Raw genomic sequence first — 26727 nt, forward strand, 5'->3', positions numbered from 1 at the left:
CGACATGAGCGTGGCACTGACCAAGCTGCTGGCCGCACTGGGCGGCGGGATCGTCGACGCGCAGATGGAGCTGGACGAGCGAGGGCTCGACAGCCTGGACGCCTTCGGCGAGACCGGCGTGCCGCCCACCGTGCTCACCTGGTCGTCGGTGCGCGTGCGGGTCCCGATGGCCGTCCGGCTGCTCCCGGGCTCCGTGCACCTGTCCGGCTCGCCCGGCGGCGACGCCCTGCTCACCGTGGGCCTGGCCTACCTGCCCGCCGAACAGGAGGAGTCGTGAGAGGCACCGTGCTGAACCGCGCCGACCGGTCGGGTGTGGCCGCCGCGGTGGTGAGCGCCTGGAGGGTCGGCGATCGTCCAGGCGAGGGGGAGCCGCTCGCCGTCGCCCGCACCGGGCCGGACGGCGGCTTCGGGCTGACCCTGCCGGGCGACGACCGCGACGTCGTGCTCAGGACGTACCTGGGCAAGGGCGCGGCCGATCTGGATCGGCGTGCGCTGGCCTCGGTGCTCCAGCTCCCCGCGCTGGACGACCCGATCCGCGGCCGGTCGCCGGTCGTCTGGCTCGAACCGGTGCGCGACGGCCTCCGATGGGTGTTCGGACGCGCGCTGGTCGACGGCGAGCCCGTGGCCGAGCGGCTCGCCCTCGTGGCGGCGGGCCCGGCGGGCGTCAGGCAGGAGACGACGACGGCACGCGGCGGCCGGTTCGCTGTGCGGATCGCCGCCGACGAGGACGCCGAGCTGCGCCTCTGGCTCGGCGGCAAGGGCGAGCGCGTGGGCGCCTGGCGGGTGGCGAGCGGCGAGACGGAGGCCGACGTGGTCTTCGCCGAGGCCGGGCGGTGCCAGGTGACCGGCCGCGTGTCGCGCGAGAGCGACGGATCGGGCGCGCCGGGACTGCGGGTGGAACTCCTCGACCGGGCCGGGCGCTGGCCCAACCCCGTCGGGACGACCACGACGGACGGCACCGGGGCCTTCGTCCTCACCTTCCCGCACCTGCTCGACCCGCTGCCCGAGCCCACGTTCGCCGTCTGGGCGCGCGACGAGCGGATCGCGGTGGCCGACCGGCAGGCCGCCTGGGAGGGCACGCTGCTGCGCGGCGTCGAACTGGCACTGGCGGGATCATCGGGCAGGCCGCTGGCCTACCGGCTCGACGCGCAGGCGCTCGACCGGGCCAGCCGCAGGCCGGTGGCCGGGCTGCGGGCCGAGGTGTGGGACGGCGACTTCACCACGATGCTGAAGCAGGCCGTCACCGACGGCGACGGGCGGCTGTCGATCGGCGTGCCGCCCGCCGGTTCGGGCGGGCCGCCCGAGCTCGGGCTGCGGATGTACCGCGACGCCGTACGCGTGGTGGAGCAGCGGGTCTCCGTCTCGGCCTGGCGTGGTGACCTGGCCTCGGTGTTCTGCGAGGTGGACCTGCCCGCCGCCGCGCCCGAGGCGTACCGGGTCGTGGGCAGGCTGGTCGACCAGGTCACCTGGACGGGGGTGGCGGGGCTGCGCGTCGAGGCGTGGGACCCGGCGCCCAGGCCGGGCGGCATGCTCGGCGCCGCCGCGCACACCGCACGCGACGGGACCTTCGAGCTGGCCCTGGCCTCCGGCGTGCGCCCCGATCCGTTCTTCCGCGTCTACGCGGCCGACGCGCTCGTCGCGACCGTCACCGCCGAGGTGTCCTGGGACGGCTCGGGCATCGGCTCGGTCCTGGTGCAGATCGCGGCCGTGCCCGGCCAGGACGGCGAGGTCGTGCTGCACGAGCTGGGCGAGACCATCGCCACGGCCGTCAACCGCATGCAGGGCGAGCTCGCCCGCTACCCGAGCACGATGGGCGCGTACGTGGTGGACGAGCTCGACCTCAGTGTGCCCGTGGCCGTGCAGCTCGACCGGCTCGGGCAGGTACGCGCCAAGGTGGTCGACCGGGCGCCCGCCGACGAGCAACTCGGCCGGATCAGGATGCGGGTGCGCCCGGTGCTCGGCGCCCAGCTGCCTGCGGCCGACCGGCTGGACCAGCCGCTGTCGGCGCTCGCCGAGCTGAGCACGGAGGCGATCGCCAGGCTGAACACGTTGCGCGTCTACTCCGTCGAGGACCTGGCCCGGCTGGCCACCACACCGGCGGGTTCGGCCTCGCTGGCCGCGCTCGGACTCGGCGTCGAGCTGAACGCCCTGCTCGACAAGGTGGCGCTGCTCGCCCTCGACGCCCTGCCCAGGCCCGTGCGTGAGGCCCTGGTCGCCCTGGGGGTCACCGGCGTTCGCGGCTTCGCCTTCCATCCCGATCCGGTCGCGCTCGCCGCCTCGCTCGGGGCGCGACTCGGCCAGGAGATCACCGCGGACGCCGTGCGCTCCTGGCAGCGCCTGGCCCGCGACCGGCTCACCATCGCGCTTCCGCGCACGGAAAGGACCGACGATGAACACCTGTGAGGGGCCGCTCGGCCGGGTGACGCCCCGGGACTGGCGCCACGTCGAGCGCTACCCGTACTCCGCCGTGGCGCCCGGCTCCGTGCCCGCCGTGGAACGCGCCCTGCCGCTGCCCGCCTTCCGACGGCACTACGACCAGCGCGAGGAGGGGGCCTGCGTCGGGTTCTCGGCCTCGTGGGCCATGTCCATCCTCAACCGGTCGCTCTACGACGCCCGCTGGCTCTGGGACCGGGCCAAGGAGGCCGACGAGTGGCCGCACACCAATCCGGGCGACGAAGGCGGCACGTCGGTGCGCGCCGCCATGGACGTCCTGCGCGAGCGGGGCCACTGCCGCCTGTTCAGGGGAAGGCGCGGGGAACCGGCCCTCACCGAAGGCATCGCGGCCAATCGCTGGGCCGCAACCGTCGACGAGGTCCGCACCTCCATCGCCTACGGCACACCTGTCGTCCTGGGCTGCACCTGGTACGCCGCCTTCGACACGCCGACCGCACGAGGCCACGACGGCCACTGGATCGGCGACGGCGACCTCGGCCGCGTCCGAGGCGGGCACGCCATCTGCGCCTACCGCGCCTCCGACCGCCGCCAGGCTGTACGCCTGGTCAACTCCTGGGGAAGCGACTACCCCCTGGTCTGGCTGCCGTACACGACCCTGCAACGCCTGATCGACGAGGAGGGCGAGGCGGCCCTGGTCACCGACCGGTAGACATCGCCCGCACATCGCCGATGTATCAACCGGGCCCGCGATGCTCATCCCTGTCACCACGACAGCGAAGGAGCACGGCGATGAAGGCCACGACCAGGACGTTCGAAGGGTTCTCCGACGAGGAGCGCGCGGCGATGAAGGCGCACGCGCAGGAGCTCAAGGCCACCGCGCGCCGGGGCGGCAAGGCGGACGAGGAGGCCGACGTGCTCGCGAAGATCGCCGAGATGGAGGACGCCGACCGCGTCATCGCCGAGCGCATCCACGCCATCGTCGCCTCCAGCGCCCCATCCCTCAGGCCGAAGCTCTGGTACGGCATGCCCGCCTACGCCCGGGACGGCAAGATCGTCTGCTTCTTCCAGCCCGCGCCCAAGTTCAAGGCACGCTACGCCACCCTCGGCTTCCAGGACGTCGCCGCCCTCGACGACGGCACCATGTGGCCCACCTCCTACGCCCTGACCACCCTCACACCCGCCGACGAGGCCCGCATCGCTTCCCTGATCGAGCGCGCGGCGAGCTGAGGCGAAGCGGGGCTCACCCCAGCGCCGCGAGCCCCGCCCGTACCGCCCCGGCGTGTTCGTCCAGCACGGGCCGCGCCTGAACGCGTTGGTCCGCCGACACGCGGAACCCGTCGCCGGGGAAGCGCGGGATCACGTGCAGGTGGAAGTGGAAGACCTCCTGGAAGGCGGCCTCGCCGTCGGCCAGGAAGAGGTTCACGCCCTCGCACCGCAGACCGGAGCGGCGCAGGGCACGGGCCATGCGGTGGCCGATGCGCCAGGCATGGGTGCTGGTGGCCTCGTCGAGGTCCTCCAGGCCCACGGCATGCACGCGGGGGATGACGAGCAGGTGGCCCGGCGTGACGGGCGCGATGTCCTGGACGCTCCCGTCCTGCTGCGCCGGATCACCCCGTCGAGAAGCAGGTCATGACCGCTCGCCGCTCACCGGCCTGCCGTGAGCATGGCGTCGGCGAACGCGTCGCCGCTCATCCGGGCGATCTCGTCGAGCGTCTGCGCCGGCCGTACGGTGGACAGGGTGAGCAGGCCGTCGGGGGTCGTGGTGAAGGCGTGGACGGCGGGGTAGGGCAGGCTGTTGTAGGACCACGGGGTGGAGAAGTAGTACGCGCCGGTGTCGTGCAGGACGACGATGTCGCCCTCCTCCAGCTCGGGCAGCTCACGCGCGTGTGCCACCACGTCGCCGGCGAAGCAGCAGGGGCCCGCGACGTCCTGGGCGAGGAGGGGGCCCTCCTTGGCCAGGCCCTTGGCGTCGTAGGCGCTGACGCGCAGGGGCCAGGCGCCGGGCATGAGCACGGTCCTGGTCGCGACGTGCGCGCCCGCATGGGTGATCGCGATGCGCCGTCCGCCCGCGTCCTTGGTGTACTCCACCAGTGCCCCGATGAAGCCGTTCTTGGCCAGCAGCGAACGCCCGAACTCGGTCACCAGGTCGTAGCCGAACAGACCGGGCACGGCCTCGCGCAGGGTGGCGACGTACTCGGCGTAGGTGGGGGTGGTCTCGTCGTCGGCGAAGTTGACCGGCAGGCCGCCGCCGATGTCGATGCTGGTGATCTGCCTGCGGCCGATCGTGGCGTTGATCTCCTCGGCGAGCTCGTACGTCGCGGCGATCCCGGCGGCGATGAGGTCGAGCGGGCAGCCCTGCGAACCGACGTGGGCGTGCAGCCTGGTCAGCCACGGCCTGGCGGCGAACGCGGCCACCACGGCCTGCCTCGCGCCCGGGTCGCACAGGGCGACGCCGAACTTGGAGGTGGCCGTCGCGGTGCTCATCGCGCCGATCGCGCCGCTGCCGACCTGCGGGTTGACCCGCAGCCCCACGACGGAGGCACTGGTGTCCTCGCGCAACGCGTCAATGCGGCGGAGTTCGTCGAGGTTGTCGGCATTGACGGCGACGCCGAGTTCGAGCGCCTGGGCGAGCTCGGCACGGGTCTTGGCCGGGGAGTCGAACACGATGACCGCCGGGTCGAACCCGGCGTCGAGCGCGATCCGCAGCTCGCCTGGACTGGCCACCTCGCACCCCATGCCCTCGGCGGCGAGCAGCCGCAGCACGGGCACGAGCGAGGCGGCCTTGGCCGCGAACGTGTGCAGCACCCCGGGCCCGAAGGCCTCACGCAGATCGGCGACGGAGGCGCGCACGCCGTCGGTGTCGAGGAAACCGGCGACGAGGTGCTCCTCGCCGAGTGCTCCGGTGTCGAGGGCGTGGCGGACGACGTCGGCGACCTTGCTGGCAATCACGTACGGACTCCTGGGTGGGGGAACTCCATCGAGGTTCGGGCATCGGCCCTTTCGGCGTCTTCAGGTGACGGGCCAAAGCCGACCATGCGATTTGTCCGCTTCGCTAAGCCTCGTCCACCAGTCGGACGGTCAGGGTGAGCAGCAGGCGCGTGTCCGGGTCCTCCAGGTCGACGCCGAATCGCTCCTTCGCCCTGCGCAGCCGGTAGCGCAGCGTGTTGGGATGCAGCACGAGCCGCCTGGCCGCCGCGCCCACGTCGCCCGCCGCGTCGAGGTAGGCCGCGATCGAGCGGATCAGCTCGCCGCCCGCCGCCCGATCGGTCCTGACCAGGTCGTGGATGGCGCCGCTGCCGTGTTCGAGCACCGGTCTGACGGCGTCGAGCACCCGCAGCACGTCCACCGCCGGTGCCACCTCGGTCGCCAGTGCGTGCCGCCGCCCCTCGAAGCCGCCGCGTTCGCGCAGCACCCGTACCACCAGCTCGGCCTCCTGCCTGGCCAGGTGCGCCAGCATGGGCGAGGCCACCGGCGAGCTCGCGCCCACCCACACGGTCCCCGCGCCCGGGATCGAGGCGGCCAGCGTGTCGAGCTCCCTGGCCAGCAGTCCCTGCGCGTCCGCGTCGGCCAGCGGCAGCAGGACCACCACGCCTGACTCGCGTCTCAGCACCCTGGCGGCGGCCCGGTGCGAGGCCGCCTGCAGCCCCAGCACACCCAGCACCCGGTCGGCCGCCGCCCCTTGCGGCCCTTCGTGCTCGGCCACGACGACCGCGCACCGCATCCCCGGCGAGAGCCCCAGCGACCAGGCGTGCGTGCTCATGTCGCCCTCGCCCGTCACCAGAGCGCGCAGCGCGTGCTCCTCCCTGCGCCTGGCCCCGCTCTCCCGCAGCCGATGCTGCAGCAGGTACGGCACCGCCACCTCGGCCGCCCTGCGCAGCGCGCCCGCGGCTTCGGAGGTCAGGGTACGGCCGTCGGCGGCGGCCCAGATCGAACCGAGCATCTCCCTGCCGCTGCGGATGGCGACGATCAGCCGCTGCGGCGTGTCGCCGTCGGCCGGTCGGTCGATCACCTCGCTCGACGACCACAGCGTGCGCAGCAGCCCGCTGGCCCGCAGCTCCTCCACCCGCCAGTCGGGCACCTTGCCGCCCAGGATCGTGGACAGGCGCAACTCGTCGGCCTCGGGTCTGGTCGCCGAGTGGGCGAGCACCCGGAACCGGGTGTCCTCGATGGTGATCGACCCGCCGGTGAACTCGGCCAGCACCGAGGCCAGCGCGGCGAGCCCGCCTCCGGCCGTGGCATCGGCCATCCGGTCGCCGCGTCCGGCCTCGGCGTAGGACAGCGCGGAGCGCAGCAGGGCGGCGACGTCGTCCCAGTCGGCCCATTCCGCCCGTGCGAGCAGCGCTATGCCGTACTGCTCGGCCAAGGCGAAGGTCTCGTCGGACAGGTCGTACTCGGCGCGGACGACGACGGCGGCGGCGTCGCGCATCGCGGCCTCGCGGACGCCGATGCCGGTGGCCAGGACGACCCTGCCCGCGTGCGAACGGGCAGGGCCCTCGTCGCCGATGAGCATGCCCTCGATCCTGACGTCCTCGCCCGAGGGCGCCAGGAGCAGGCGAAGCACGCCCGCCTGGTCGAAGGCGAGCAGCTCACGCAGCGTGACCCACTTCATGGCTGGAGGATACGCACACCCCGAAAAGCACATTCGGGTGCGGTGCTATCCAGGCTCAGATCAGCTTGTACTCGCTGAGCAACTGGCCGATCTCGGTCTCGTCCAGCTTGCGCAGCAGGTGCCCGCGCAAGGCGTCCGGACCGGGCAGACGCAGCTCCTCGCCGTCGCGCAGCCGGCTGGACGCGGCCAGCAGCGCGCGCACGTCGTAGGTGGAGCCGAACACCTCCGGCACCCCGCGCTCGATCCCGAGCAGCTGGTAGACCGCCTCCATCGGGGTGCGCACCGAGTACTCGGTGGTGAAGATGCAGTCGCGGGTGCTCTCGGCGAACTGCCCGATGAAGGCGAAGTTCACCGCGCCCTCCGGCACCACGTCAGGCCGGTCGCCCGCCTTGCGCGGCATGAAGAACGACGTCACGTACGGCATCATCACCGGGACGCACTTGGCGCCGTTCGCGGCGAGGTCGGGAATCTGCTCGATCGGCACGCCGAGGTGGTAGAGCCATTCCTGGGTGATCTCCTCGCCCGTGCACTCGCTCATCGTCTTGTTCACGAAGTCGCCAGGCACGTCGACGAACAGGCTGTACAGCCAGACGACGATCTGGTCCTTCGGCTGCTGCTTGAAATGCGGCTGCCGATTGACCGTCCAGCTGAGCAGCCAGCTCGAATCACGCACGGTCACGATGCCGCCGGTGACGACCTTCCCGCTGAACGGGTCGCGCTTGCACACGCGCTGGATGTGACGCGGGATGCGCTCGTCGAGCGTGGTGACGGTGGCCGACTCCCATTTCGTCTGTGGGATGTGCGAGCCGAACACGTCCGGGCGGCCGAAGGACGGGTCCTTGGCCGCGATGGCACGCCACAGGTCCCAGGCCGGGGCCGGGCCCTCGTTCAGGCGCGCGGGCGTGTGCTGGTCGCCGTTGTCGGAGTTCTCGGTCAGTGAGCCGATCGTCATGAACAGCAGGTCGTCCGGGCCGAGGTCGACGCCTCCCGGTTCGCCGTCGCGCTTCCAGTGCAGGTGCGAGGCCTGCTTGCTGTTGCCGCGGAAGGTGAAGTCGACGTCGGTCACCTCGGTGCTGAAATGGAACACCACACCCTGGTCGAGCAGCCAGGTGTAGAGCGGCAGCACCAGCGACTCGTACTGGTTGTACTTGGTGAACTTCAGCGCCGAGAAGTCCGGCAGGCCGCCGATGTGATGGATGAAGCGATGCAGGTAGAGCTTCATCTCCAGCGCCGAATGCCATTGCTCGAAGGCGAACATCGTGCGCCAGTACAGCCAGAACGTACTGCTCAGGAAGTCCTCGCCGAACACCTCGTCGATGCGCTTGTCCTCCATTTCCTCGCGGGTGGCGAGGAATACCTTGACGAGGTTCTTCTGCGCTTTGTCGTTGAGGGCGAACAGGCCGTTGGTGTGGGCGTCCTGGCCCTGTTTCTCGGTGACGCGCTGGAGGGAGAAGTTCGGGTCGTCCTTGTTCAGCCAGTAGAACTCGTCGAGCACACTCGCGCCCTCGATCTCCAGCGAGGGAATCGACCTGAACAGGTCCCAGAGGCATTCGAAATGGTTCTCCATCTCGCGCCCGCCCCTGACCACGAACCCCTTCTCCGGCTCCTTGATCCCGTCCAGCGCTCCGCCCGGCAGCCGCAGCCGCTCCAGTACGGTGATCCGCTCCCCGGCCATCCCGCCGTCCCGGACGAGGAACGCCGCCCCCGCCAGCGACGCCAGCCCCGCCCCCACGAACCACGCCGTCTTCCCGTCCACACCTTCCGGTTTACGCGGCCGCGCAAAAGCCTCATAGTTCCCACTGCTGTAGTACATTCCGCCCCCGATCACCCACCGTGTACGTGATCTTCCTGCCCGTGGGCGTATGGACTCACACAGGGGCGGAGTGTCCTTTCGTCTGCTTCGTGGAGGAGTGTTTCGGATGACATATGAGCCGCTGGGGAGCATGGTGGCGCGCGTGGTCGGGCGGGACGAGGACGTGCTCGGGATCGCGGAGTTCGAGGACGGGGACGGCGTCGCATTGATCTTCATGCCATCGCCCGACGACCCGGACGAAGGGGACATGAACACCTACTGCATCGTCCGAGAGGACCAGCGCACGACGTACGGCGGGCTGACGGGTGTCGCGTTCGAGGACGGTGGGGTACGGCTGGGGTTCACGCCGGAGGCGGCGGAGGACCTGGGGGTGCGGGAGAGCGTCTGGGTGGAGCTGCGGGTCGACGGCGAGGCGGTGGAGGTGTTGCGCAGGAGCCTGCGCGAGATGGCTGGCGAGGCGGTCGCGTGAAGGCGAGATGGCTGGCGCTGCTGCCGATTCTCGGGCTGGGGCTGGCGGTGTTGGTGCCGGTCTGGCGGGACGACGGGCGGCTGGATGACTTCTACCAGCGTTTCCACGACCGTCCCCGGCCTCCGCAGACGCAGGACCACTTCTACCGGGAGGGCGACGCGGTCTTCGGCAAGAACCTGGTCGGCGGCAGCGGTAGCTCCTGCGACTACCGCGTGCGGATCACCATGCGGACCGGGCTGACCCCGCAGGAGATCCAACGCCACTACGAAGGAGTGACGGTCGCCGGAGTCGAGAGCAAGGCGACGATCTCCCTGTACTTCGAACCCCAGGACAAGGGCGGACGCGTCATCGTCGAGGCGTACGACTCGCACGACTGGGACGGCGATTGGCGCTGCTACTAGACGCGGAAGCGGGGGAGCATCGTGCGGAAGCTGGTCGTGGTGGGTGTGGTGCTGGCGGTGTTGGTGCAGGGGTGTGGGTGGTACTTCGGGCGGTTCGAGAGGTCGATGGGGGAGATGGAGAAGGCCGCGATGAGCCTGCGGAAGGAGGGGGCGGAGATCAAGGGGCCGGTGCGGATCGGGGAGATCATGTTCGACCACGTCTACAGAGAGGACGGGCAGGTGCTCTTCGTGGAGAGCCACGGCCACGCGTATGAGCCTTCGGGCTATCTGTGGCGGCCGGGCGGTGAGGAGCCGGTGAACAACGCGGATCCGGCGGCGGGGCTCATGATCGTGCATGAGCGGGGCGACTGGCACTGGTGGCGGGAGAGCTGGTGAAGGTGGGGCGCAGCAGGGGGTGGCGCATGGTTTTGCTGGGCTTTGTGCGAGCATGGGCGGCGTAGGCGACGGCGGAACGAGGAAACCGGTGTGAATCCGGTGCGGTCCCGCCACTGTGATCGGCGAGCGGATCCCGAACGAGCCACTGCCCATACGGGTGGGAAGGCCGGGACGAGCCCAGACCCGAGAGCCAGGAGACTCACGCGGTCGCCTCCTCACAGAAATTGGGGCGGATCTCCCCAAGAGAGGAACGGTGGTCGCCGTGCCGACTGGCATGAGGTCCTTCGGGCTGTCCGCGTCACGGGTCCCTTCTTCGATGATCCGGCTCATCGCCCCCGCTCTACGGGCTCGCCCGTGAGTGAAAGGACCCGTCATGACGACGAGCCGACGCTCGCTCCTTGCCATCCCCCTGATCGTCACAGCCATGCTGGCCTCCGCCTGCGGCGCCACCGGCCAGACCAGCGCCACGCCTCCCACGCCCCCCACGGCCGCCGCGCCCTCGGCGCTCGCCGGGTTCCCGCTGACGATCACCAACTGCGGCGTGAGCAGTACCTTCCAGCGTCCGCCGCAGCGCGCGGTGACGCTCAACCAGCACGCGACCGAGATCATGCTCGCCCTCGGCCTGGCCAAGTCGATGGTCGGTACGGCCTACCTCGACGACAAGGTCCTTCCTGAGTTCGCGAGCGCGTACCAGGGCATCAAGGTGCTGGCCAAGGAGTACCCCTCCTACGAGGTGCTGCTGTCGGCCGAGCCCGACTTCGTGTACGCGGGGTTCGCCAGCGGGTTCGACGAGAAGTCCGGCCGCAGCCGTGAGGCGCTGACCAAGGCCGGGATCCCCTCCTACGTCAACCTCGAGCAGTGCCCCGAAGGCCCGGTGAACGCGGCGCTGATCGAGGAGGAGATCCGCACGATCGGCAAGATCTTCGCCGTGCCCGAGCGCGCCGACGAGCAGGTCGTGCTGATGCGCACGGTGCTCGACGGGGTGAAGGCCAAGCTCGACGGCGTCGACCCGCTGAAGGTGTTCGTCTACGACAGCGGCGAGAAGACCGCCTTCACCGCGGGCGGCGCGGGAATCGGCAACGAGATGATCAAGCTGGCCGGGGCGGGCAACATCTTCGCCGACGTGAACAAGACCTGGGCCGACGTCTCCTTCGAGCAGGTCGCCGACCGCTCGCCCGACGTGATCGTCATCTACGACTACGGCGACCAGCCCGTGGCCAAGAAGAAGGAGTTCCTGCTGGCCAACCCGGCGCTCAAGGACGTGCCCGCGATCAAGAACAAGCGGTTCGCGGTCCTGCCGTTGTCGTCGGCGGTGCTCGGCGTGCGCGTGCCCGAGGCCGTGCGCTCGCTGGCCACGCAGATCCACCCGGATCGGTTCGCGTGACCAAGCTCGTCACGGCACGCGCCGCGCGCCTGCCGTACCCGGTCGTGCTGGTGGTGCTCGGTGGGGTGCTGGTGCTCGCGGGTACGGCGGGCGTCGCGGTCGGGTCGGTCGGCGTGCCGTTCGGCGAGGTGTGGGCGATCGTGCTGCACCGCGTGCATCCGGCGCTGGTCGAGCCGGTGTGGACGGCGGTCAGGGAGACGATCGTGATGGACGTGCGCGTGCCCAGGATCCTGCTGTGCGGGGTCGTGGGCGCGGGGCTGTCGGTGTGCGGGATGGCCCTGCAGGCGCTCGTCCGCAATCCGCTGGCCGATCCGATGCTGCTCGGCGTCTCCTCCGGGGCTTCGGTGGGGGCGGTCGTGGTCATGGTGTCGGGCGTCACCGTGCTGGGGGCGTTCTCGCTGCCGGTCGCGGCGTTCGCGGGGGCGCTGGGCGCACTGGTCGCGGTGTACTTCCTCGCGCGGGCCGGAGGGCGGATGACCACCGTGCGGCTGGTGCTGGCGGGAGTCGCCACCGCCGAGGTGCTTTCGGCCGTGGCCAGCTATCTGATCATCACATCCGGCGATCCACACAAGTCCGACTCGGCACTGCGCTGGATGCTGGGCGGGCTCGCGGGCACGACCTGGGAGCTGGTCTGGATCCCCATGGCGGCCGTACTGCTCGGCACCTGCGTGCTGCTGGGCGTCTCGCGTCCGCTCAACCTGCTGCTGGCCGGGGAGGAGGCGGCATCGGCGCTCGGGCTGAACGTGCACAGGTTCAGGGGCTGGCTGTTCGTCCTGGTCGCCCTGATGATCGGTGCGATCGTCGCGGTCAGTGGGGCGATCGGCTTCGTCGGCCTGATGATGCCGCACGTCGTACGCCTGCTCGTCGGGGCCGACCACCGCAGGGCGCTTCCCGCGGTGGCGGTGCTCGGCGCGGCGTTCCTGATCGCGGCCGACCTCGCGGCGCGGACGCTGATCGCACCCGAGGAGATCCCGATCGGCATCCTGACCGCACTGGCGGGCGGTCCCTTCTTCCTGTGGCTGATGCGGCGAAAGGCGGCACGATGACCGACACCCCGGCCGCCCTGCTGATCGACGGCGTCGGCGTCGTCGTCGACGGCAGGCCGCTCGTACAGGACGTCCGTGTCGAGGTGGCGCCCGGCGAGGTCGTCGCACTCGTCGGACCCAACGGCGCGGGCAAGTCCACCCTGCTCAGAACCCTGTACCGAGCCGTGCGCCCGACATCCGGCCGGGTGACGCTCGACGGCGACGACGTCTGGCGGATGAGCGGCAAACGCCTGGCCAGACGCCTGGCCGCGGTGCTGCAGGAGGCGCCCGGCGAGTTCGAGCTGACCGTGTACGACGTGGTGGCGATGGGCCGCAGCCCGTACAAACGCGCCTTCCAGGGCGACGACCAGCACGACCGGGAGATCGTACGGGAGGCGCTGGCGGGACTGGACGTCACGGAGCTGGCCGACGCGCCCTTCGACCGGCTGTCGGGAGGGGAGAAGCAGCGGGTGCTGATCGCCAGGGCGCTGGCCCAGCGGGCGGGCACGATGGTGCTGGACGAGCCGACCAACCACCTGGACCTGCGCCACCAGCTCGACGCCCTGCGCCTGGTACGCGGGCTCGGCGTCACCGCGGTGGTGGCGCTGCACGACCTCAATCTGGCAGCCGCCTTCTGCGACCGTATCTGCGTCATGGCCGGTGGACGGCTGGTCGCGGCCGGGCCGCCGGTCGAGGTGCTGACGGCCGAGCTGCTGGCCGAGGTCTACCGGGTCGAGGCCGAGGTACGCCCGCACCCGCTGACCGGCGTCCCGCAGGTCAGCGTGGTGCCGGGATGACGCGCGCGGCCCCGGCCGAGGTGGTCGCCTCGGCCCTCGCCGACGTCGCCGGGCTCGGCACCTTCTTCGCCCTGCCCGTCGGCGTACGCGGCGAGGGCTGGCGGCCGGTGCCGCCCGGCCTGCCGCACCTGGTCGCCGAACGCATCCGCAGGTACGGCTCGCCCGAGCACCGCATCGCCGCCTCCGTCGTCCAGCTCGGCCACGCGGCGAGGCTGTGGGCGCCTCTGCTCGGCTGCGCCGTCCTGCACGGCGTCGTGCCCGACCTGTCCGACCTGCACCAGGAGTGCGCGGGCCCGGCACTGGGCCTGCCGGAGGCGAAGGGCTGGTACGCGCCCGCCGAGCCCGAACTGGCCGCCCTGCTGTACCGCACGGTCATGACCGAACGCCTGGCCGCGACCGCCGAGGCCCTGACCGTGAAGGTCGCACCGAGACTGCTGCACGGCAACGCCGGATCGGCGCTCGCGGAGGCGGCACGCGACGTGCTCGCGGCCAGGCCAGACCGGCGTGCGGCGCTGACCGGGCTGGTCGACCGGCTGCTGGCCACCGGCGACCTCCGCGGCACCGGCGCGTTCACCGGACCGGCCCTGACCTTCCGAAGGCGCAGCTGCTGCCTGTACTACCGGGTGCCGGGCGGCAGCCGTTGCGGCGACTGCACCCTCGACCGGTAGACCCTGCGACTGCGAGGCCTGACGACCATACGCACTCGCAGATGCCAGGTGAGGCGGCGGTAAGGTGGACCCCGTGACGACGTTCCGGATCAGCGAGGCCGCCGACCTGCTCGGTGTCAGCCCCGACACCGTACGCCGATGGGTCGACGGCGGACGGCTGAGCGCCCACAGGGACGAGCACGGCCACCGCACGGTCGCCGGAGCCGATCTGGCGGCGTTCGCTCGCGGTCAGATCGAGGCGGAGAGCGGCACGGGGCAGTCGTCGGCGCGCAACAGGTTCCGCGGCATCGTCACCGAGGTGATCAGGGACGCGGTGATGGCCCAGGTGGAGATCGCCGCGGGGCCGTTCCGGGTGGTCTCGCTGATGAGCAGGCAGGCGGCCGACGAGTTGAAGCTCGAGGTGGGCGTGGTCGCCGTCGCGGTGATCAAGTCGACCAATGTCGTCGTGGAGGTCCCCGGCGGGTAGAGGAGCCGGACGTGCGCGAGGTGCCGACCGAGACGGCGAGGCCGACGTGATCAAGGGCAACACATGATCAAGGGCCAACGTGATCAGGGGCAGGGCGTGATCAAGGGCAGGCTGCCCTGGGTGCTGGTGGCGCCCGCCGTGCTCGGCATGGCCTTCCTGGTGCTGCCGCTGGCCGGACTGCTGATCAAGGCGCCCTGGTCGACGCTGCTGCCGCGCCTGGCCGAGCCGCAGGTGCTGGAGGCGTTGCGGCTCTCGCTCGTCACCGCCACCCTGGCCACGGCCATCTGCCTGGTGCTCGGCGTCCCGCTGGCGTGGCTGCTGGCCAGGGTCGCCTTCCCCGGGCGGCGGGTGGTGCGGGCGCTCATCACGGTGCCGCTGGTGCTGCCGCCCGTGGTCGGCGGTGTCGCCCTGCTGCTGGTGCTCGGGCGGCGCGGGCTGGTCGGGCAGTGGCTGTACGAGTGGTTCGGCCTGTCGCTGCCGTTCACCTCGGCCGGTGTGGTGGTCGCCGAGGCGTTCGTGGCCATGCCGTTCCTCGTGATCAGTGTGGAGGGCGCGTTGCGGGCCGCCGACCAGAGGTACGAAGAGGCCGCGGCCACGCTGGGCGCCTCCCGGCTGGTGACGTTCAGGCGGGTGACGCTGCCGCTGGTGGCGCCCGGCGTGGTGGCGGGTGCGGTGCTGTGCTGGGCCAGGGCGCTCGGCGAGTTCGGCGCGACGATCACCTTCGCGGGCAACTTCCCCGGCCGGACGCAGACGATGCCGCTCGCGGTCTATCTCGCGCTGGAGAGCGAGCCCGAGGCGGCCATCGTGCTGAGCCTCGTGCTGCTGGCCGTCTCCGTCGTCGTGCTGGCCAGCCTGCGCGACCGATGGGTGAGCACGCCATGACACTGGAGGCGAGGCTGCTGGTCAGCAGGCCGGGCTTCACCCTGGACCTGTCGTTGCGCGTGGCCGCCGGTGAGGTCGTCGCGCTGCTCGGGCCCAACGGGGCGGGCAAGAGCACCGCGCTGCGCCTGCTGGCCGGCCTCACCGCACCGGCGCGTGGCGGCCATGTGACGCTCGACGGCGAAAGGCTCGACGACGTCGCCGCCGAGGGGCGGCCGATCGGCATGGTGTTCCAGGACTACCTGCTGTTCCCGCATCTGTCGGCGCTCGACAACGTCGCCTTCGGCCCGCGCTGCAAGGGGGCCTCCAAGGCCGAGTCCAGACGGGTGGCGGCCGAGTGGCTCGACCGGGTGGGCCTGGCCGAGCACGCCTCGGCCAGGCCGGGCCGCCTGTCGGGTGGTCAGGCCCAGCGGGTGGCCCTGGCCAGGGCGCTTGCCGTACGTCCGAGGTTGTTGTTGCTGGACGAGCCGCTGGCGGCGTTGGACGCGCACACCCGGCTGGAGATCCGCTCGCGGTTGCGGGGGCACCTGGCCGACTTCGGCGGGGCCACCGTGCTGGTCACGCACGACCCGCTTGAGGCCATGGTGCTGGCCGATCGGCTGGTCGTCATCGAGGGGGGCGCCGTCGTCCAGGAGGGCAGGCCGGTGGAGGTGGCCCGGCGGCCGCGCACCGACTACGTGGCCAGGCTGGTCGGGCTGAACCTGTACCGGGGACAGGCCAGGGGGCAGCACGTCGAGGTGGGCGAGGTGGTGTTCAGCACGGCGGAACGGCTGGAGGGCCCCGCCTTCGTCGCGTTCTCACCGTCGGCCGTCGCCCTCTACCGTGTCCGGCCGGACGGCACGCCGCGCAACCTCTGGCAGGCCACCATCGACGGCGTCGAACGCCACGGCGACAACATGCGCGTCCATCTGGCCGGGCCGATCGCCGCCTCGGCCGATGTGACGCCCGCCGCGGTGGCCGAACTCGACCTTTCGCCGGGGCGACACGTATGGGCGTCCGTCAAAGCTACCGAGACTCATGCCTACCCGGCATGACACCATGGACAACACGAATCCCCCCTGATCAGGGGGGACCCATGACACAACCGACCTCTTCCGCCTCGGCCGGGTTCGGCGCCAGGATCCGGGCGGTGCCGCCTCGGTTCTGGCTCGTGCTCGTGCTGATCGTGCTGGCTGTGATCTTCATTTCGCAGAACAGGGCGACGGTGACCGTCGAGTGGCTGATGATCTCGGTCAGCTCGCCCCAGTGGATCGCCCTTCTCGTCGCCGTGCTGGTCGGCGTGCTGATCGGGCTGCTGCTCAGGCGGCCGGAGAAGGGGCGTCGAGCCTGACGAGCATCTTGCCGGTGTTGCCGCCGCGCAACACCGCGAGCAGGGCGGCGGGCGCCCGGTCCAGCCCGGTCACCACCGTTTCGCGCGTCCTCAGCGAGCCGTCGGCCAGCCAGGCCGAGGCCTGGGCGACGTACTCGGGGAACAGATCCAGGTGGGAGGTGACCAGCATGCCGCGCAGGGTGGCCTCCTTGGTCGCCGCCCGGAACAGATTGGCCGGGCCCGGCACGGGCGAGGTGGCGTTGTAGCCGCTGATCGCACCGACCATGGCGATCCTGCCGCCCTCGCGGATCGCGCCGATCGCCGCCTCCAGGTGGTCGCCGCCGACCGCGTCCAGGTAGACGTCGATGCCTTCGGGCGCCGCCTCGGCCAACTGGTCGGCGATCGGCCCGGCGCGGTGGTCGAGGCCGACGTCGTAGCCGAACGTCTCGACGACCTCCTTCACCTTCAGCGGGCCTCCGGCCGAGCCGATCACATTGGAGGCGCCGAGCCGTCCGGCCAGCTGGCCCGCGACGCTTCCCACGGCTCCGGCCGCCGCCGAGACGAACACGACGTCGCCCTGCCGTACGGGAGCGGTCCTGGTCAGCGCCGCGTACGCGGTCAGGCCGGGTGTGCCGAGCACGCCGAGGTAGGCCTGGGCGGGGGCCAGGGTCGTGTCGACGACGGTCGCGGCGGCGGCGTCGAGCACGGCGTGCTCACGCCAGCCCAGGAAGTGCGTCACGGTGGCCCCGACCGGCACGCCCGCGGCGCGGGAGGCGACGACCTCGCCGACCGCACCGCCGTCGAGCGCCTCCCCGAGCCGGAACGGCGGAATGTAGGACGGCACGTCGTCCATCCGGCCGCGCATGTAGGGATCGACGGACATCCAGGTGTTGCGGACGAGGATCTGGCCGTCGGCGAGCTCCGGGATCTCGGTGTCGGCCAGGACGAAGTCGCTCTGCGCAGGCTCGCCGACCGGACGGGCGGCCAGGCGGATCTCGTACGACATGGTGTGCTCCTCAGCAGGTGATCGCGTGCGGGGGACATTGCGTGTGGGGAACATCGCGTGTGGGGAACGATGCCGGGAAGCGGTTCCGGAACGATTCCGGTCCGTTGACGGCCGCCCGATACCGTGGCCCGTATGCGTTTCGGGGTGCTTGGTCCGGTCACCGTCTGGACGGACGCGGGAGAGCGGGTCAGGATTCCCGAGGCCAGGGTCAGGGCCCTGCTGGCCGACCTGCTCGCCCACGAGGGCCGGATGGCGGGCACCGACCGCCTGGTCGACGACCTGTGGGGCGACGACCCGCCCGGCAACCCGACCGCCACCCTGCGCAGCAAGATCTCCCAGCTCCGCAAGGCCCTGGGCGACGCCGAGCCCGGCGGCAGGGACCTGCTGGTCTACCAGGCGCCCGGCTACCGGCTCGACGCCCGGACCGACGCCGCGGCCTTCACCGCGCTCACCGCACGGGCCAGGGCGAGCGACGACCCCGCGGCCAGGGCCGGCCTGCTGACCGAGGCGCTGGCGCTGTGGCGCGGGCCCGCCTATGCCGACCACGCCGACGCCGAGTACGTCAGGGTGGCGGCGGCCGGGCTCGAAGAGGCCAGGCTGGTCGCCGTCGAGGACCGCGCCGAAGCCGTTCTCGCGCTCGGTGAGCACGACCGGCTGGCCGCCGAGCTGGCCCCGGTCGTCGCCGTGCACCCGCTGCGGGAACGGCTGCGCGCCGCCCATCTCACCGCGTTGTACCGTGCCGGTCGCCAGAGCGAGGCGCTCGCCGGTTTCGCCGACATCCGCGACCGGCTGGCGGGTGAACTCGGCCTCGACCCCGGCGCCGACCTGGCCGCACTGCACCGCGCGATCCTGCGTCACGACCCCGCGCTCGGCGGCTCGGGCCGCAGAAGGCCGGGCAATCTGCCTTCGGCGCTCACCGAGCTGATCGGCAGGAACGCCGAGCTCGGCCGGGTCGCCGCCGCGCTCGACGCCGCCCGCCTGGTGACGCTCACCGGGCCCGGCGGTGTGGGCAAGACCAGGCTCGCGATCGAGGCGGCGGCGGCCGGGCCCGGCGAAGGGGCCTGGCTGGTCGAGCTGGCCGCCGTCGAACGCGGAGCGCCGGTCGAGGTCGTCGCCGAGGTGGTGAACGTCGTGCTCGGCATCCGCGACGATCTCGGCGTCGCGGGTCAGGCCGCGCCGGTCCGGCTCGCCGACGCCCTGCGCGGGCGCTCGCCGCTGCTCGTGCTGGACAACTGCGAACATGTCGTCGAGCCGGTCGCCGAGCTGGTCGCGGTCCTGCTCGCCGCCTCGCCCGGGCTCCGGGTGCTGACCACGAGCCGGGAGCCGCTGGCTCTCACCGGTGAGGTCGTGCTCGCCGTACCTGCGCTCGAACTTCCGGATCCGGCCGCCGGGCCCGCCGAGGTGCTGCGGTCGGACGCCGTGCGGTTGTTCGCGGCCCGTACGGCCGCCGCCGCGCCCGGTTTCACGCTGGGGGAGCACGATGCCGAGGCGGTGGCCGCGATCTGCCTGCGGCTCGACGGGCTGCCGCTGGCGCTGGAGCTGGCCGCGGCCAGGGTACGCGTGATGGGCGTGCGGGAGCTGGCCGACCGGCTCGGCGGGGGCGACGACAGGTTCAGGCTGCTGGCCGCGGGACACAGGGGCGCGCCGCCCAGGCAGCGGACGCTCAGGGCGATGATCGACTGGAGCTGGAACCTGCTGGCCGACGACGAGCGCGTGCTCCTGCGCCGCCTGACCGTGCATGCCGACGGCTGCACGCTGGAGGCGGCCGGGTTCGGCGAGCTCGACGTCCTCGACCCGCTCGGCAGGCTGGTCGACAGGTCGCTGGTGAGCGTCGTGGCGGGCCCCCGCTACCGGCTGCTCGAATCGGTGTCCGCCTACGCGGCCGAACACCTGCGCTCATCGGGCGAGGACCACCGGGTACGGCAGGCACACGTGCGCTACTACCTGGCGCTCGCCGAACGGGCCGAGCCGTACCTCAGGGGCGAGGGCCAGGCCGCATGGCTGCGGAGGCTGGACCGCGAGAGCGCCAACCTGCGTGCGGCGCTCGCGGCGGCCGACGGCGACCAGGCGGAGCGGCTGACCCTCGCGCTGGCCTGGTACTGGGTCCTGCGCGGTCGTCTGGGCGAGGCGCACCGGGCGTTGGCCGAGGTACGCGGTCGCAGTGCCAAGGCCGGGGTGTGGCATGCCGCGATCGGCCTCATGCTCGGCGGCGAGCCCGTCGAAGGCGTCGAGGAGTGGCCCGCCGATCCCGCCGACGCCTGGCTGCTCGCCTATGCGTACAGGGGGTTCGACCTCGACCGCTCGGCGGCGCTCGCCGAACGGGCGCTGGCCGGGTTCGGCGAGAACGGCGATGTGTGGGGCACGGCCGCCGTGCTCGCCGTACGCGCGACCGTGGCGAGAGCGAGGGGCGACCTGGCCGATGCCGAGCGGGACGCGGCCAGGGCCGAAGGCCTGTTCGGGCAGGTGGGCGACGGGTGGGGTCGGCTGCGGGCCACCAATGCGCTGGCCGAGCTGGCCGAGATCGGCGGCGACTACGACCGGGCCGCCCGGCTGCACCGGGAGGGGCTGGCACTCGCCGAGGAGTTGGAGCTCTGGACCGAGGCGTCCTACCGGCTGTCCGGGCTGGGGCGTATCGCACTGCTGACCGGCGATCTCGACGCCGCCGCCGCATTGCACGAGCGGGCCCTGGAGCTGGCGCTCGCCCAGGCGGACAGGAGTGCGCAGACGTTCGCCGCGATCGGCCTGGCGCTGGGCGCGCGGAGGCAGGGCAGGCTGGAGGCGGCCGAGACCCACATGCGGGCCGGGCTGCAGTGGCTGCGCATGGCCGGAGGGGAGCCGGGCGCGGCTCTGGCGCTGGCCGAGCTGGGATTCGTCGCCGAGTTGAGGGGGGACACCGAGGCGGCCATCGCCCTGCACACCGAAGGCCACGCGGTGGCGACCGGCCTCGGCGACCCTCGTGCTGTGGCCCTGGCGTGCGAGGGGCTGGCCGGGGCGTGGGCGCTGGCGGGGGAGTACGACCGGGCGGCCGATCTGCTCGACGCCGCGACGGCGATGCGGGCGTCGGTCGGCGCTCCGCTGCCCGATGGCGAGCGCGGCGATGTGGAGCGGATCAGGCGTCGGCTCGACGAAGCCGGATATGTCAGGACCGGAGACCGGGCCCCGGCTGCTCGTGCTGTGGCCGACGACGAGCAGCGGGGCGCCGAGCGTGAGCGCTCCTAGGCGTCACGACGGCGAGAGGTAGACGACCTTCCAAGCGCGTGCGTAGAGGCAGTGGTCGGACGGCTTGCTGGTCCTCGCGCCCGCGCAGACCTTGACCTCGACCTGGTAGACGTTGTGGTCGGTGAAGGAGAAGCTCTTGGCCGAGTTGTAGCTGCAGTCGCGGTAGCTTCGATGCTTGAACGGCAGGTTGCCCTGCTTGAGGTAGGTCACGCGGAACACCACCCAGCCGCAGCTCGACGCCTTGCGTGCAAGGTCGGTGAGCTTGCCCGAGACCTTGAGGGAGTCGGCGGTGGGGATCGTCGCGTGGTCCTCGCCGGTCGCGGTGACCGTGCCCTTGGCCTTGGCGAGGTTCCCGGAGGCGTAGTAGGTGCCCCAGGACTTGGTGCCCTGGGCCTGGGCTTGGGCGTGGGCCGGGGTGACGGATAACAGGACGGCTGAGGCGACGGCTGCCGTCGTCAGCAGACGGAGAGCCTTCATTGGCACGTTCCTTTCGAGGAGCCGAGCGGGATGCATGGGCAAATATGTGCTTTTCATCACGCTTCGCCTAGAATCACGCTATTTCGGCATACCGACGTTATGATGAATATAACGATATTCTTCCCATTGTGGTCAAGAAGCGGAGCTATCAATCCCCGCTGCGTGAGGACAGCGCCCGCCGTACCCGGCAGACGATCGTCGCCGCAGCCGCCGAGCTGTTCGTCGCGCGAGGGTACGTGGCCACCTCCCTGGCCGAGGTCGCCGCGCATGCCGGTGTCGCCAGGCCCACCGTGACGGCCGCCTTCGGCTCCAAGCCCGCCCTGCTGCGCACGGTCCTGGACGAGGCCATGGCCGGGGACGACGAACCCGTGCCCGTCGCACAACGCCCCTGGTTCAAGCCCGTCTGGCAGGGCGCCACCCCCGCCGAGGTCCTCACCGCGTACGCCCACGTCTGCACCCTCGTCGCCGCCCGCGCCGCCGCGATCGTCGAAACGGTACGGCGAGCGGCCGACAGCGGGCCCGAGATGAGCGAACTCTGGGCGAGCGTCCAGGCCAACCGCAGGACCGGGGCGCGCATGGTCGTCGAACACGCTCGATCACTCGGCGCGCTCAGGCACGAGGGCGAACGCGCCGTCGACGTCATGTGGCTGCTGAACGACCCCGCCCACTACCGGTCGATGGTGGTGGAATGCGGCTGGCGCGAGGACGACTACCGCCACTGGCTGACCACCACGATGCGCACGTCACTGCTGTAGCGGTGCATGGTCATGGGCTCGGACGTACGACACGACTGGCCCGATGAGCCCAAATACGTGACGAGACACCGGTCGAACGTCCAAGATAGGACACGGGATGTCCAAGTTAGGACATCAGGAGGACAGCGATCACCTGTGCCTCACCTGGACCGATGCCGCGTCTCGGCCGAATTGGTCCAAGCGTGCAAGGGGGAGCACGCCCAACCCTTGCTAGGCTGCTTTGCAACCGTTGGAACCGGGCGTTGTCTCACCCCGGCAGGTGAGACCGTCGAAGAAGTGGGGTCACACCGTGAAGAAGCTGCTCATCCTGGCACTGATCGCTCTCGGGGGGCTGCTGGTTTGGCGCAAGGTCCAGGCTGACCGCGCCGAGCTCGACCTCTGGACCGAGGCGACCGGCAGCGAGAACTAAACCGGCGTGGCGTGAGCATCAAACTCGCCTGTCTTGATCTCGCCGGGACCACCATCGGCGACATCGCGATGGTGGAACGGGCGTTCGCCGAGGCCATCGCCACCCAGGGCATCGTCCCCGGCACCGGTGCGTACGCGCGGGCCATGGTCCACGTGCACCGGTCCCGGGGCTGTCCGAAGATCGAGGTCTTCCGCGGCCTGTTCCCCGACAACGAGCCACAGGCCCAGGCTGCCAATCTGACGTTCGAACGTTCCTACGAGGGCGCCATCGAACGCGCCGGACTCGTGCCGCAGCCCGGCATCCTCGACGTGCTCGACAAGCTACGCGGCTCCGGCGTGCGCGTCGCCCTGATCACCGGCTTCTCGCGCAACACACTGAGCCGCGTGCTCGGCGTGCTCGGCTGGGTGGACAAGGTCGACCTCGCCATCTGCCCCGAGGACGCCGGCCGCGGCCGCCCCTGGCCGGACATGATCCTGCACGCCGTCCTCCGCCTCGGCATCGAGGACGTACGCGACGTGGCCGTGCTCGGCGACTCCGAGAACGACATGCTCGCCGGCCGCCGCTCCGGCGCCTCGATCGTCGCCGGCCTGCTCAACGGCGTCCACTCCCGCGAACGCCTCGTCAAGGGCGGCGCCACCCACATCCTCAACTCCACAACCGACTTCCCCACCCTGATCCTCACCGACACCCCCGACACGCACCAGGTAGCCGCCACGGCCCGGTAAGCTATGTCATGGTGAAGGGGCCTTAGCTCAGCTGGCAGAGCGCCTGCTTTGCAAGCAGGATGTCAGCGGTTCGAATCCGCTAGGCTCCACCAGCCAAAACGCCCCGTTCCGGATCTTGGAACGGGGCGTTCGTGCCATTGACGTGCCATTAGCTGTCCGGCCCTGCCTCCTTGCGCCGCCGCTTCTTGGCCTTCTTCCTCGCCGCCTTCACCTGTGCGCTCAGCGCGTCGGCGATCCGCTGGTCGGCATCCTTCGTCGCGTGCTGGTAGATCAGGGCAGCCCGGTCGCTGTCGTGTCCCATGCGCGCCTTGAGGTCGGCCAGGCTCGCCCCTGACTGCGCGGCGAGCGTGTTGCCCGTGTGCCGCAGGTCGTGGAAGTGCAGACCGGTGAGGCCCATCTCCTTGAGAGCTTCGGCCCACTTGGCTTCCCGCCTGAAGTTCCCGCCACGCAGGAAGGCACCACGCTTGCCGAGAAACACGAATGCGTCATCGGCTGTATCGACGTAGATCTCGAGGTGCTAAGCGAGCACCGGAACGATCACCGAGAGGATTGCGACCGCCCGCTTGCCGGCCCGCGACTTGGGCGGTCCGATACGCATAACTCCGCCCTCAAGTTCGAGTAGCTGTTCCCGAACCCGAACCGTGCGTGCCGTCAGATCAAGGGCGGCGCTCCGCCACGCGGCCCGCGCACGCCCGCACGCTGTGCGTGCGGCCTGGGGGCGTTCTCTCGCGCGACGCGCCCGGGCCGCGAGATGTTCCACCAGAGGCATGGGCGTTCTACGACGGTTCCTGCTGATCGTTCTGGCTCATCGGACGCTCCTCCCACTCACGCTGCTGTGTCACGCGTTCCGCCGTCACGCGCTCGTGGCGAGCACGATTCTCCGATTCCCGCGAGCTCGGTTGCCGCCCATGATTTCTCTCATGCCTTATGGCCAGCCGTATCGCCCAGTAGACGAGGAAAAAGAACAGCGCTGCTATGAGCGCCCATGACACAAGCGCCATCAGAGCCGCGGAGACTTCGAATCGCAAGGTAGATCAGCCTTTCATGAGGGAGCTCCAGCCTGCCGGAACTGGCAACTCAGGTCTAGTTGCCTCCGGCGGGGGTACTCCGGCTCCGGGATGACCCGATCCGCTCCCCCTTCGGGCGGGACGACGGCAGACGGGAAGATCCGGCAGGGAGGGTGTGCGCGTTCGCGCAGGAAGGGCGAGTGATCGCCGTGCCACTAGCGTGCCATTGAGGGCGGTCAACAGCGGTCAATCACGGTACGTCGTGGAGGTCCCGCCGCCCAGGTCAGCCCCACCGACGTGCATGATCCGGTCGATTTGCAGGCAGGATGTCAGCGGTTCGAATCCGCTAGGCTCCACCAGCCAAAACGCCCCGCTCCAGATCTTGGGACGGAGCGTTCGTGTTGTGGATGGTGATCGCGCCGCTCCTGCCGCACCGACGCCGCAGATTCCGGTATCCAGGCCGCAGTGGACTTCTCGCAGATCCGGGCGCTACAAGGGGGCCGCAGACCGGCCTGTCCCCGGTCGACCGAGGACGGACCGGCGGCAAACACCACGTGATCACCGACGCTGGCAGACAACGTGGGTCGTCGAGCAGACCTGCGCCCTTCTGCGCGTTCTCCTGATCACTCAAGAACCGGTTCATCCTCAGCAAGCGCCTTTGTTACCGGCTCCATGCATTCGAGTTACGTAAAGTCATCGCCGTACTGCACATCTGTGAGTGCGTTCGAGAATGAAAAGAATCAGTAGACCTCTTGATATGACTGTATGCCGCTAGTAGGCTGAACAAACAAGATCATCCATACTGCACAGTCAACCAGCAAGACGATTCCTCAAGGAGAACGCATGCGATTCCACCTTGGATCGCTGGCACTGGTCATGGGTTTGACAATGGCGGTGACCGCCCCGTCGCAAGTGGCGAACGCGACTTCGGTCTCGACACTTGCCCACAACACGGTTGTTGCTTATGCGTATGACCAGATCGGCAAGAGCTACTGCTACGGCGGCACTGGTCCGACGTGCTTCGATGCTGCGGGACTGACCAAGAAGGCATGGGCTGCGGCGGGAGTGTCCCTTCCCCGGACGACCGCAGATCAATACAGTGCCACTCGCCGGGTGTCGCTCTCCGACCTGAGGCCTGGAGATCTCGTTTTTTTCGTCGACAATAGAAGTCATGTGGGAATATATGTGGGCTCGGGGTATTTTATTCATGCCCCTCATACTGGTAGCTTGGTCGAAAGATCCAGCATGACCAGTGGATACTATCGTGCGAATTACTATGGAGCGGGCCGCCCGTAGGGCCGCATCTTCGAGCGGGACGAGCACCCTCAGCCTCGATATCTGCCGCTCCTGTGAAGTGAATGCAGCTTTCCCGGCATGGCCTTACGTTCAGGAGTCGAGGACGGCGGCGACTGCTTCGATCTCGACGAGTTGGTCGGCATAGCCGAGTACGGTGACGCCCAGCAAGGTGCTTGGTGCGTCGTGGGTGCCGAACGAGTCCCGGACCACCTTCCAGGCGGTTACCAAGTCCTCGCGTCTGGTGGAGGCGACGAGAACTCTGGTGCTGATGACGTCCTGCAATGATGCGCCGGAGGCGGCGAGGGCTGTCTGCATGTTCTCGATGGTTTTGGCCGCCTGCCCGGCGAAGTCGCCGATTGCCGCCGTTGAGCCGTCCTCGTTCAGGGGGCAGGCGCCGGCGAGGAAGATGAGGCGTGACTCGGCGGGTGCCGTGGCTGCGTAGGCGTACTGGGCGACGTCGGACAGTGATGTGGCGCGGATCAACGTGATGGCGCTCGGCATGGTCGTTCAGTCCTTTCACGTCAGGTGCAGGGCGATCATCCTCACAGAGGCATCCTGATCGCCGCCTCCCATTTACGCAGGCCAAGACGCCCGACCACCAATGGCTGCTAGCGGCAGCCGCCTTCGGACTTTTCCGCGGCGACGATCTGTTCGATGGACTTCGTTCGGTAGGGGGCCAGGGTTTCCGGCTGGGGTGCGAAGCGCCATTTGCCGGACTGGTAGGCCAAGGTGTAGTTCTCGACCAGGATCAGGCGGGCGGCGCGGACTGTCGCGCGGGTACCGCGTACGGTCACGGCCTGGATGGTCCAGCGGATTCCCTGGGCGCTCTGAGGGCACAGTTTGAAGCGGCGTACATAGTCCTTGCGGGACACCACCTGCTGGGCCTGCCGGGTCCACGTGTCCCAGAATCGACCGTAATCGCCGACCGAGTAGGCGTCGAATGCCCTGGCCGCGGTCTTCTTCGCGGCTGCCCTCGTCCGGGGTTCGGTTGGTGGGCGAGGCTTGGGTGGAGGCGTCGACGCGCTCGCAGAGGGGGACGGGGTGACCGCTGTGGCTGTGGCCTGCTGAGGGACGGGCCTGGTCAGGAGGAGTACGGCGAGCACGACCGCGACCAGGGTGGCCACCACGGCGACCAGGGTGGCGACGATCGCGACCGTTCGGTCAGGGCCGCCGTGGTGGGGGCGCCGCTCGGGCATCACCTCGTAGGGCGGGTGGTTCACCAGTGCCTCCGGCGGTTCGAGGGA

General features: G+C 70.6%; 29 protein-coding genes, 1 tRNA gene and 1 riboswitch. Of the genes, 21 read left to right on the forward strand and 9 right to left on the reverse strand.

What is annotated here, in order from left to right:
- Window positions 1-4: 4 nt before the first annotated feature.
- The 4 genes from ACTWNK_RS02180 (at window position 5) to ACTWNK_RS02195 (ending at window position 3621) form a co-directional block, all read left to right on the forward strand.
- Window positions 5-277 (forward strand): hypothetical protein, encoded by a 273-nt coding sequence (locus tag ACTWNK_RS02180; RefSeq protein WP_474301798.1) that lies wholly within the window; start codon window positions 5-7, stop codon window positions 275-277.
- Window positions 274-2403 carry a hypothetical protein gene (locus ACTWNK_RS02185; protein WP_474301799.1) on the forward strand — a complete coding sequence of 710 codons (2130 nt, stop codon included), beginning with the start codon at window positions 274-276 and terminating at the stop codon, window positions 2401-2403. Before ACTWNK_RS02180 ends, ACTWNK_RS02185 begins: the two co-directional genes overlap by 4 nt.
- The gene (locus ACTWNK_RS02190) at window positions 2390-3103 is read left to right on the forward strand and encodes a C1 family peptidase (RefSeq protein WP_474301800.1); all 714 of its coding nucleotides are present in this window, start codon (window positions 2390-2392) and stop codon (window positions 3101-3103) included. Before ACTWNK_RS02185 ends, ACTWNK_RS02190 begins: the two co-directional genes overlap by 14 nt.
- A gap of 80 nt (window positions 3104-3183) precedes the next feature.
- Window positions 3184-3621 carry an iron chaperone gene (locus ACTWNK_RS02195; RefSeq protein ID WP_474301801.1) on the forward strand — a complete coding sequence of 146 codons (438 nt, stop codon included), beginning with the start codon at window positions 3184-3186 and terminating at the stop codon, window positions 3619-3621.
- Window positions 3622-3634: 13 nt separating this feature from the next.
- Here the strand turns inward: ACTWNK_RS02195 and ACTWNK_RS02200 are convergent, their stop codons facing one another.
- The 4 genes from ACTWNK_RS02200 to ACTWNK_RS02215 form a co-directional block, all read right to left on the reverse strand.
- Entirely contained in the window at window positions 3635-3970 is a 336-nt protein-coding gene (locus ACTWNK_RS02200) for an HIT family protein (RefSeq protein WP_474310816.1), read from the reverse strand.
- 68 nt (window positions 3971-4038) lie between these two features.
- Window positions 4039-5343, reverse strand: coding sequence for a type III PLP-dependent enzyme domain-containing protein (locus ACTWNK_RS02205; RefSeq protein WP_474301802.1), 1305 nt, complete (start codon window positions 5341-5343; stop codon window positions 4039-4041).
- Between the two features lie 103 nt (window positions 5344-5446).
- On the reverse strand, window positions 5447-7003 hold the full coding sequence (locus ACTWNK_RS02210) for a PucR family transcriptional regulator (protein ID WP_474301803.1): 1557 nt from the start codon (window positions 7001-7003) through the stop codon (window positions 5447-5449).
- 55 nt (window positions 7004-7058) lie between these two features.
- Window positions 7059-9032, reverse strand: a complete 1974-nt coding sequence (locus ACTWNK_RS02215) for an oleate hydratase (protein ID WP_474301804.1) — start codon at window positions 9030-9032, stop codon at window positions 7059-7061.
- On the opposite strand from ACTWNK_RS02215, the gene ACTWNK_RS02220 reads away from it, so the two are divergent.
- The 11 genes from ACTWNK_RS02220 to ACTWNK_RS02270 all read left to right on the forward strand — a co-directional run bounded on the left by ACTWNK_RS02220 (window position 8923) and on the right by ACTWNK_RS02270 (window position 16610).
- Window positions 8923-9285 (forward strand): hypothetical protein, encoded by a 363-nt coding sequence (locus tag ACTWNK_RS02220; protein ID WP_474311148.1) that lies wholly within the window; start codon window positions 8923-8925, stop codon window positions 9283-9285. The genes ACTWNK_RS02215 and ACTWNK_RS02220 overlap by 110 nt on opposite strands.
- Window positions 9282-9686 (forward strand): hypothetical protein, encoded by a 405-nt coding sequence (locus ACTWNK_RS02225; protein WP_474301805.1) that lies wholly within the window; start codon window positions 9282-9284, stop codon window positions 9684-9686. The genes ACTWNK_RS02220 and ACTWNK_RS02225 overlap by 4 nt, the downstream gene beginning before the upstream one ends.
- 21 nt (window positions 9687-9707) lie before the next feature.
- A complete protein-coding gene (locus ACTWNK_RS02230) occupies window positions 9708-10061 on the forward strand; it encodes a hypothetical protein (RefSeq protein ID WP_474301806.1) in 354 nt (117 codons plus the stop codon).
- A gap of 25 nt (window positions 10062-10086) precedes the next feature.
- Window positions 10087-10282: riboswitch (cobalamin riboswitch) on the forward strand.
- A 152-nt stretch (window positions 10283-10434) separates the two neighbouring features.
- Window positions 10435-11445, forward strand: a complete 1011-nt coding sequence (locus ACTWNK_RS02235; protein ID WP_474301807.1) for an ABC transporter substrate-binding protein — start codon at window positions 10435-10437, stop codon at window positions 11443-11445.
- Window positions 11442-12491, forward strand: coding sequence for a FecCD family ABC transporter permease (locus ACTWNK_RS02240; RefSeq protein ID WP_474301808.1), 1050 nt, complete (start codon window positions 11442-11444; stop codon window positions 12489-12491). The genes ACTWNK_RS02235 and ACTWNK_RS02240 overlap by 4 nt, the downstream gene beginning before the upstream one ends.
- Window positions 12488-13267 (forward strand): ABC transporter ATP-binding protein, encoded by a 780-nt coding sequence (locus ACTWNK_RS02245; protein WP_474301809.1) that lies wholly within the window; start codon window positions 12488-12490, stop codon window positions 13265-13267. Before ACTWNK_RS02240 ends, ACTWNK_RS02245 begins: the two co-directional genes overlap by 4 nt.
- The gene (locus ACTWNK_RS02250) at window positions 13264-13935 is read left to right on the forward strand and encodes a (2Fe-2S)-binding protein (protein WP_474301810.1); all 672 of its coding nucleotides are present in this window, start codon (window positions 13264-13266) and stop codon (window positions 13933-13935) included. Before ACTWNK_RS02245 ends, ACTWNK_RS02250 begins: the two co-directional genes overlap by 4 nt.
- 73 nt (window positions 13936-14008) lie before the next feature.
- A complete protein-coding gene (locus ACTWNK_RS02255) occupies window positions 14009-14401 on the forward strand; it encodes a TOBE domain-containing protein (protein ID WP_474301811.1) in 393 nt (130 codons plus the stop codon).
- Window positions 14402-14464: 63 nt separating this feature from the next.
- Complete coding sequence (locus tag ACTWNK_RS02260) at window positions 14465-15283, forward strand: ABC transporter permease (RefSeq protein WP_474301812.1); 819 nt, start codon at window positions 14465-14467, stop codon at window positions 15281-15283.
- Window positions 15280-16314 carry an ABC transporter ATP-binding protein gene (locus ACTWNK_RS02265; RefSeq protein WP_474301813.1) on the forward strand — a complete coding sequence of 345 codons (1035 nt, stop codon included), beginning with the start codon at window positions 15280-15282 and terminating at the stop codon, window positions 16312-16314. Before ACTWNK_RS02260 ends, ACTWNK_RS02265 begins: the two co-directional genes overlap by 4 nt.
- A 41-nt stretch (window positions 16315-16355) precedes the next feature.
- Complete coding sequence (locus tag ACTWNK_RS02270) at window positions 16356-16610, forward strand: lipopolysaccharide assembly protein LapA domain-containing protein (protein WP_474301814.1); 255 nt, start codon at window positions 16356-16358, stop codon at window positions 16608-16610.
- Here ACTWNK_RS02270 and ACTWNK_RS02275 read toward each other — a convergent pair.
- Complete coding sequence (locus ACTWNK_RS02275) at window positions 16579-17595, reverse strand: NADP-dependent oxidoreductase (RefSeq protein ID WP_474301815.1); 1017 nt, start codon at window positions 17593-17595, stop codon at window positions 16579-16581. The genes ACTWNK_RS02270 and ACTWNK_RS02275 overlap by 32 nt on opposite strands.
- A 132-nt stretch (window positions 17596-17727) precedes the next feature.
- Here ACTWNK_RS02275 and ACTWNK_RS02280 point away from each other — a divergent pair, with 132 nt between their 5' ends.
- Complete coding sequence (locus ACTWNK_RS02280; protein WP_474301816.1) at window positions 17728-20814, forward strand: AfsR/SARP family transcriptional regulator; 3087 nt, start codon at window positions 17728-17730, stop codon at window positions 20812-20814.
- A 3-nt stretch (window positions 20815-20817) separates the two neighbouring features.
- On the opposite strand, the gene ACTWNK_RS02285 is transcribed toward ACTWNK_RS02280, so the two are convergent.
- Complete coding sequence (locus tag ACTWNK_RS02285; RefSeq protein WP_474301817.1) at window positions 20818-21291, reverse strand: hypothetical protein; 474 nt, start codon at window positions 21289-21291, stop codon at window positions 20818-20820.
- 128 nt (window positions 21292-21419) lie between these two features.
- Here ACTWNK_RS02285 and ACTWNK_RS02290 point away from each other — a divergent pair, with 128 nt between their 5' ends.
- The 4 genes from ACTWNK_RS02290 (at window position 21420) to ACTWNK_RS02305 (ending at window position 23272) form a co-directional block, all read left to right on the forward strand.
- The gene (locus ACTWNK_RS02290; protein ID WP_474301818.1) at window positions 21420-22046 is read left to right on the forward strand and encodes a TetR/AcrR family transcriptional regulator; all 627 of its coding nucleotides are present in this window, start codon (window positions 21420-21422) and stop codon (window positions 22044-22046) included.
- Window positions 22047-22335: 289 nt separating this feature from the next.
- Window positions 22336-22455, forward strand: a complete 120-nt coding sequence (locus tag ACTWNK_RS02295) for a DLW-39 family protein (RefSeq protein ID WP_474301819.1) — start codon at window positions 22336-22338, stop codon at window positions 22453-22455.
- Between the two features lie 11 nt (window positions 22456-22466).
- Window positions 22467-23180 carry an HAD-IA family hydrolase gene (locus ACTWNK_RS02300; RefSeq protein WP_474301820.1) on the forward strand — a complete coding sequence of 238 codons (714 nt, stop codon included), beginning with the start codon at window positions 22467-22469 and terminating at the stop codon, window positions 23178-23180.
- A gap of 16 nt (window positions 23181-23196) precedes the next feature.
- A tRNA-Ala gene (locus ACTWNK_RS02305) sits at window positions 23197-23272 on the forward strand.
- A gap of 56 nt (window positions 23273-23328) precedes the next feature.
- On the opposite strand, the gene ACTWNK_RS02310 is transcribed toward ACTWNK_RS02305, so the two are convergent.
- On the reverse strand, window positions 23329-23688 hold the full coding sequence (locus ACTWNK_RS02310) for a tyrosine-type recombinase/integrase (protein ID WP_474310817.1): 360 nt from the start codon (window positions 23686-23688) through the stop codon (window positions 23329-23331).
- A gap of 1342 nt (window positions 23689-25030) precedes the next feature.
- Here ACTWNK_RS02310 and ACTWNK_RS02315 point away from each other — a divergent pair.
- Entirely contained in the window at window positions 25031-25483 is a 453-nt protein-coding gene (locus tag ACTWNK_RS02315) for a C40 family peptidase (RefSeq protein ID WP_474301821.1), read from the forward strand.
- Window positions 25484-25573: 90 nt separating this feature from the next.
- Here ACTWNK_RS02315 and ACTWNK_RS02320 read toward each other — a convergent pair whose 3' ends face one another.
- On the reverse strand, window positions 25574-25984 hold the full coding sequence (locus tag ACTWNK_RS02320) for a RidA family protein (protein ID WP_474301822.1): 411 nt from the start codon (window positions 25982-25984) through the stop codon (window positions 25574-25576).
- Between the two features lie 107 nt (window positions 25985-26091).
- Window positions 26092-26703: a hypothetical protein gene (locus ACTWNK_RS02325; RefSeq protein WP_474301823.1), complete on the reverse strand. Its 612-nt coding sequence runs from the start codon at window positions 26701-26703 to the stop codon at window positions 26092-26094.
- Window positions 26704-26727: the final 24 nt, after the last annotated feature.

It is taken from the genome of Nonomuraea sp. IBHARD001 (assembly GCF_056106265.1).

What these genes read in the sequence shown, in the direction of transcription:
- ACTWNK_RS02180 (WP_474301798.1), top strand. Translation starts at nt 5, where the DNA reads ATGAGCGTGGCACTGACCAAGCTGCTGGCCGCACTGGGCGGCGGGATC.
- ACTWNK_RS02190 (WP_474301800.1), top strand. Translation starts at nt 2,390, where the DNA reads ATGAACACCTGTGAGGGGCCGCTCGGCCGGGTGACGCCCCGGGACTGG.
- ACTWNK_RS02195 (WP_474301801.1), top strand. Translation starts at nt 3,184, where the DNA reads ATGAAGGCCACGACCAGGACGTTCGAAGGGTTCTCCGACGAGGAGCGC.
- ACTWNK_RS02210 (WP_474301803.1), bottom strand. Translation starts at nt 7,003, where the DNA reads ATGAAGTGGGTCACGCTGCGTGAGCTGCTCGCCTTCGACCAGGCGGGC.
- ACTWNK_RS02220 (WP_474311148.1), top strand. Translation starts at nt 8,923, where the DNA reads ATGACATATGAGCCGCTGGGGAGCATGGTGGCGCGCGTGGTCGGGCGG.
- ACTWNK_RS02215 (WP_474301804.1), bottom strand. Translation starts at nt 9,032, where the DNA reads ATGAAGATCAATGCGACGCCGTCCCCGTCCTCGAACTCCGCGATCCCG.
- ACTWNK_RS02235 (WP_474301807.1), top strand. Translation starts at nt 10,435, where the DNA reads ATGACGACGAGCCGACGCTCGCTCCTTGCCATCCCCCTGATCGTCACA.
- ACTWNK_RS02245 (WP_474301809.1), top strand. Translation starts at nt 12,488, where the DNA reads ATGACCGACACCCCGGCCGCCCTGCTGATCGACGGCGTCGGCGTCGTC.
- ACTWNK_RS02250 (WP_474301810.1), top strand. Translation starts at nt 13,264, where the DNA reads ATGACGCGCGCGGCCCCGGCCGAGGTGGTCGCCTCGGCCCTCGCCGAC.
- ACTWNK_RS02260 (WP_474301812.1), top strand. Translation starts at nt 14,465, where the DNA reads ATGATCAAGGGCCAACGTGATCAGGGGCAGGGCGTGATCAAGGGCAGG.
- ACTWNK_RS02265 (WP_474301813.1), top strand. Translation starts at nt 15,280, where the DNA reads ATGACACTGGAGGCGAGGCTGCTGGTCAGCAGGCCGGGCTTCACCCTG.
- ACTWNK_RS02270 (WP_474301814.1), top strand. Translation starts at nt 16,356, where the DNA reads ATGACACAACCGACCTCTTCCGCCTCGGCCGGGTTCGGCGCCAGGATC.
- ACTWNK_RS02275 (WP_474301815.1), bottom strand. Translation starts at nt 17,595, where the DNA reads ATGTCGTACGAGATCCGCCTGGCCGCCCGTCCGGTCGGCGAGCCTGCG.
- ACTWNK_RS02280 (WP_474301816.1), top strand. Translation starts at nt 17,728, where the DNA reads ATGCGTTTCGGGGTGCTTGGTCCGGTCACCGTCTGGACGGACGCGGGA.
- ACTWNK_RS02285 (WP_474301817.1), bottom strand. Translation starts at nt 21,291, where the DNA reads ATGAAGGCTCTCCGTCTGCTGACGACGGCAGCCGTCGCCTCAGCCGTC.
- ACTWNK_RS02315 (WP_474301821.1), top strand. Translation starts at nt 25,031, where the DNA reads ATGCGATTCCACCTTGGATCGCTGGCACTGGTCATGGGTTTGACAATG.
- ACTWNK_RS02320 (WP_474301822.1), bottom strand. Translation starts at nt 25,984, where the DNA reads ATGCCGAGCGCCATCACGTTGATCCGCGCCACATCACTGTCCGACGTC.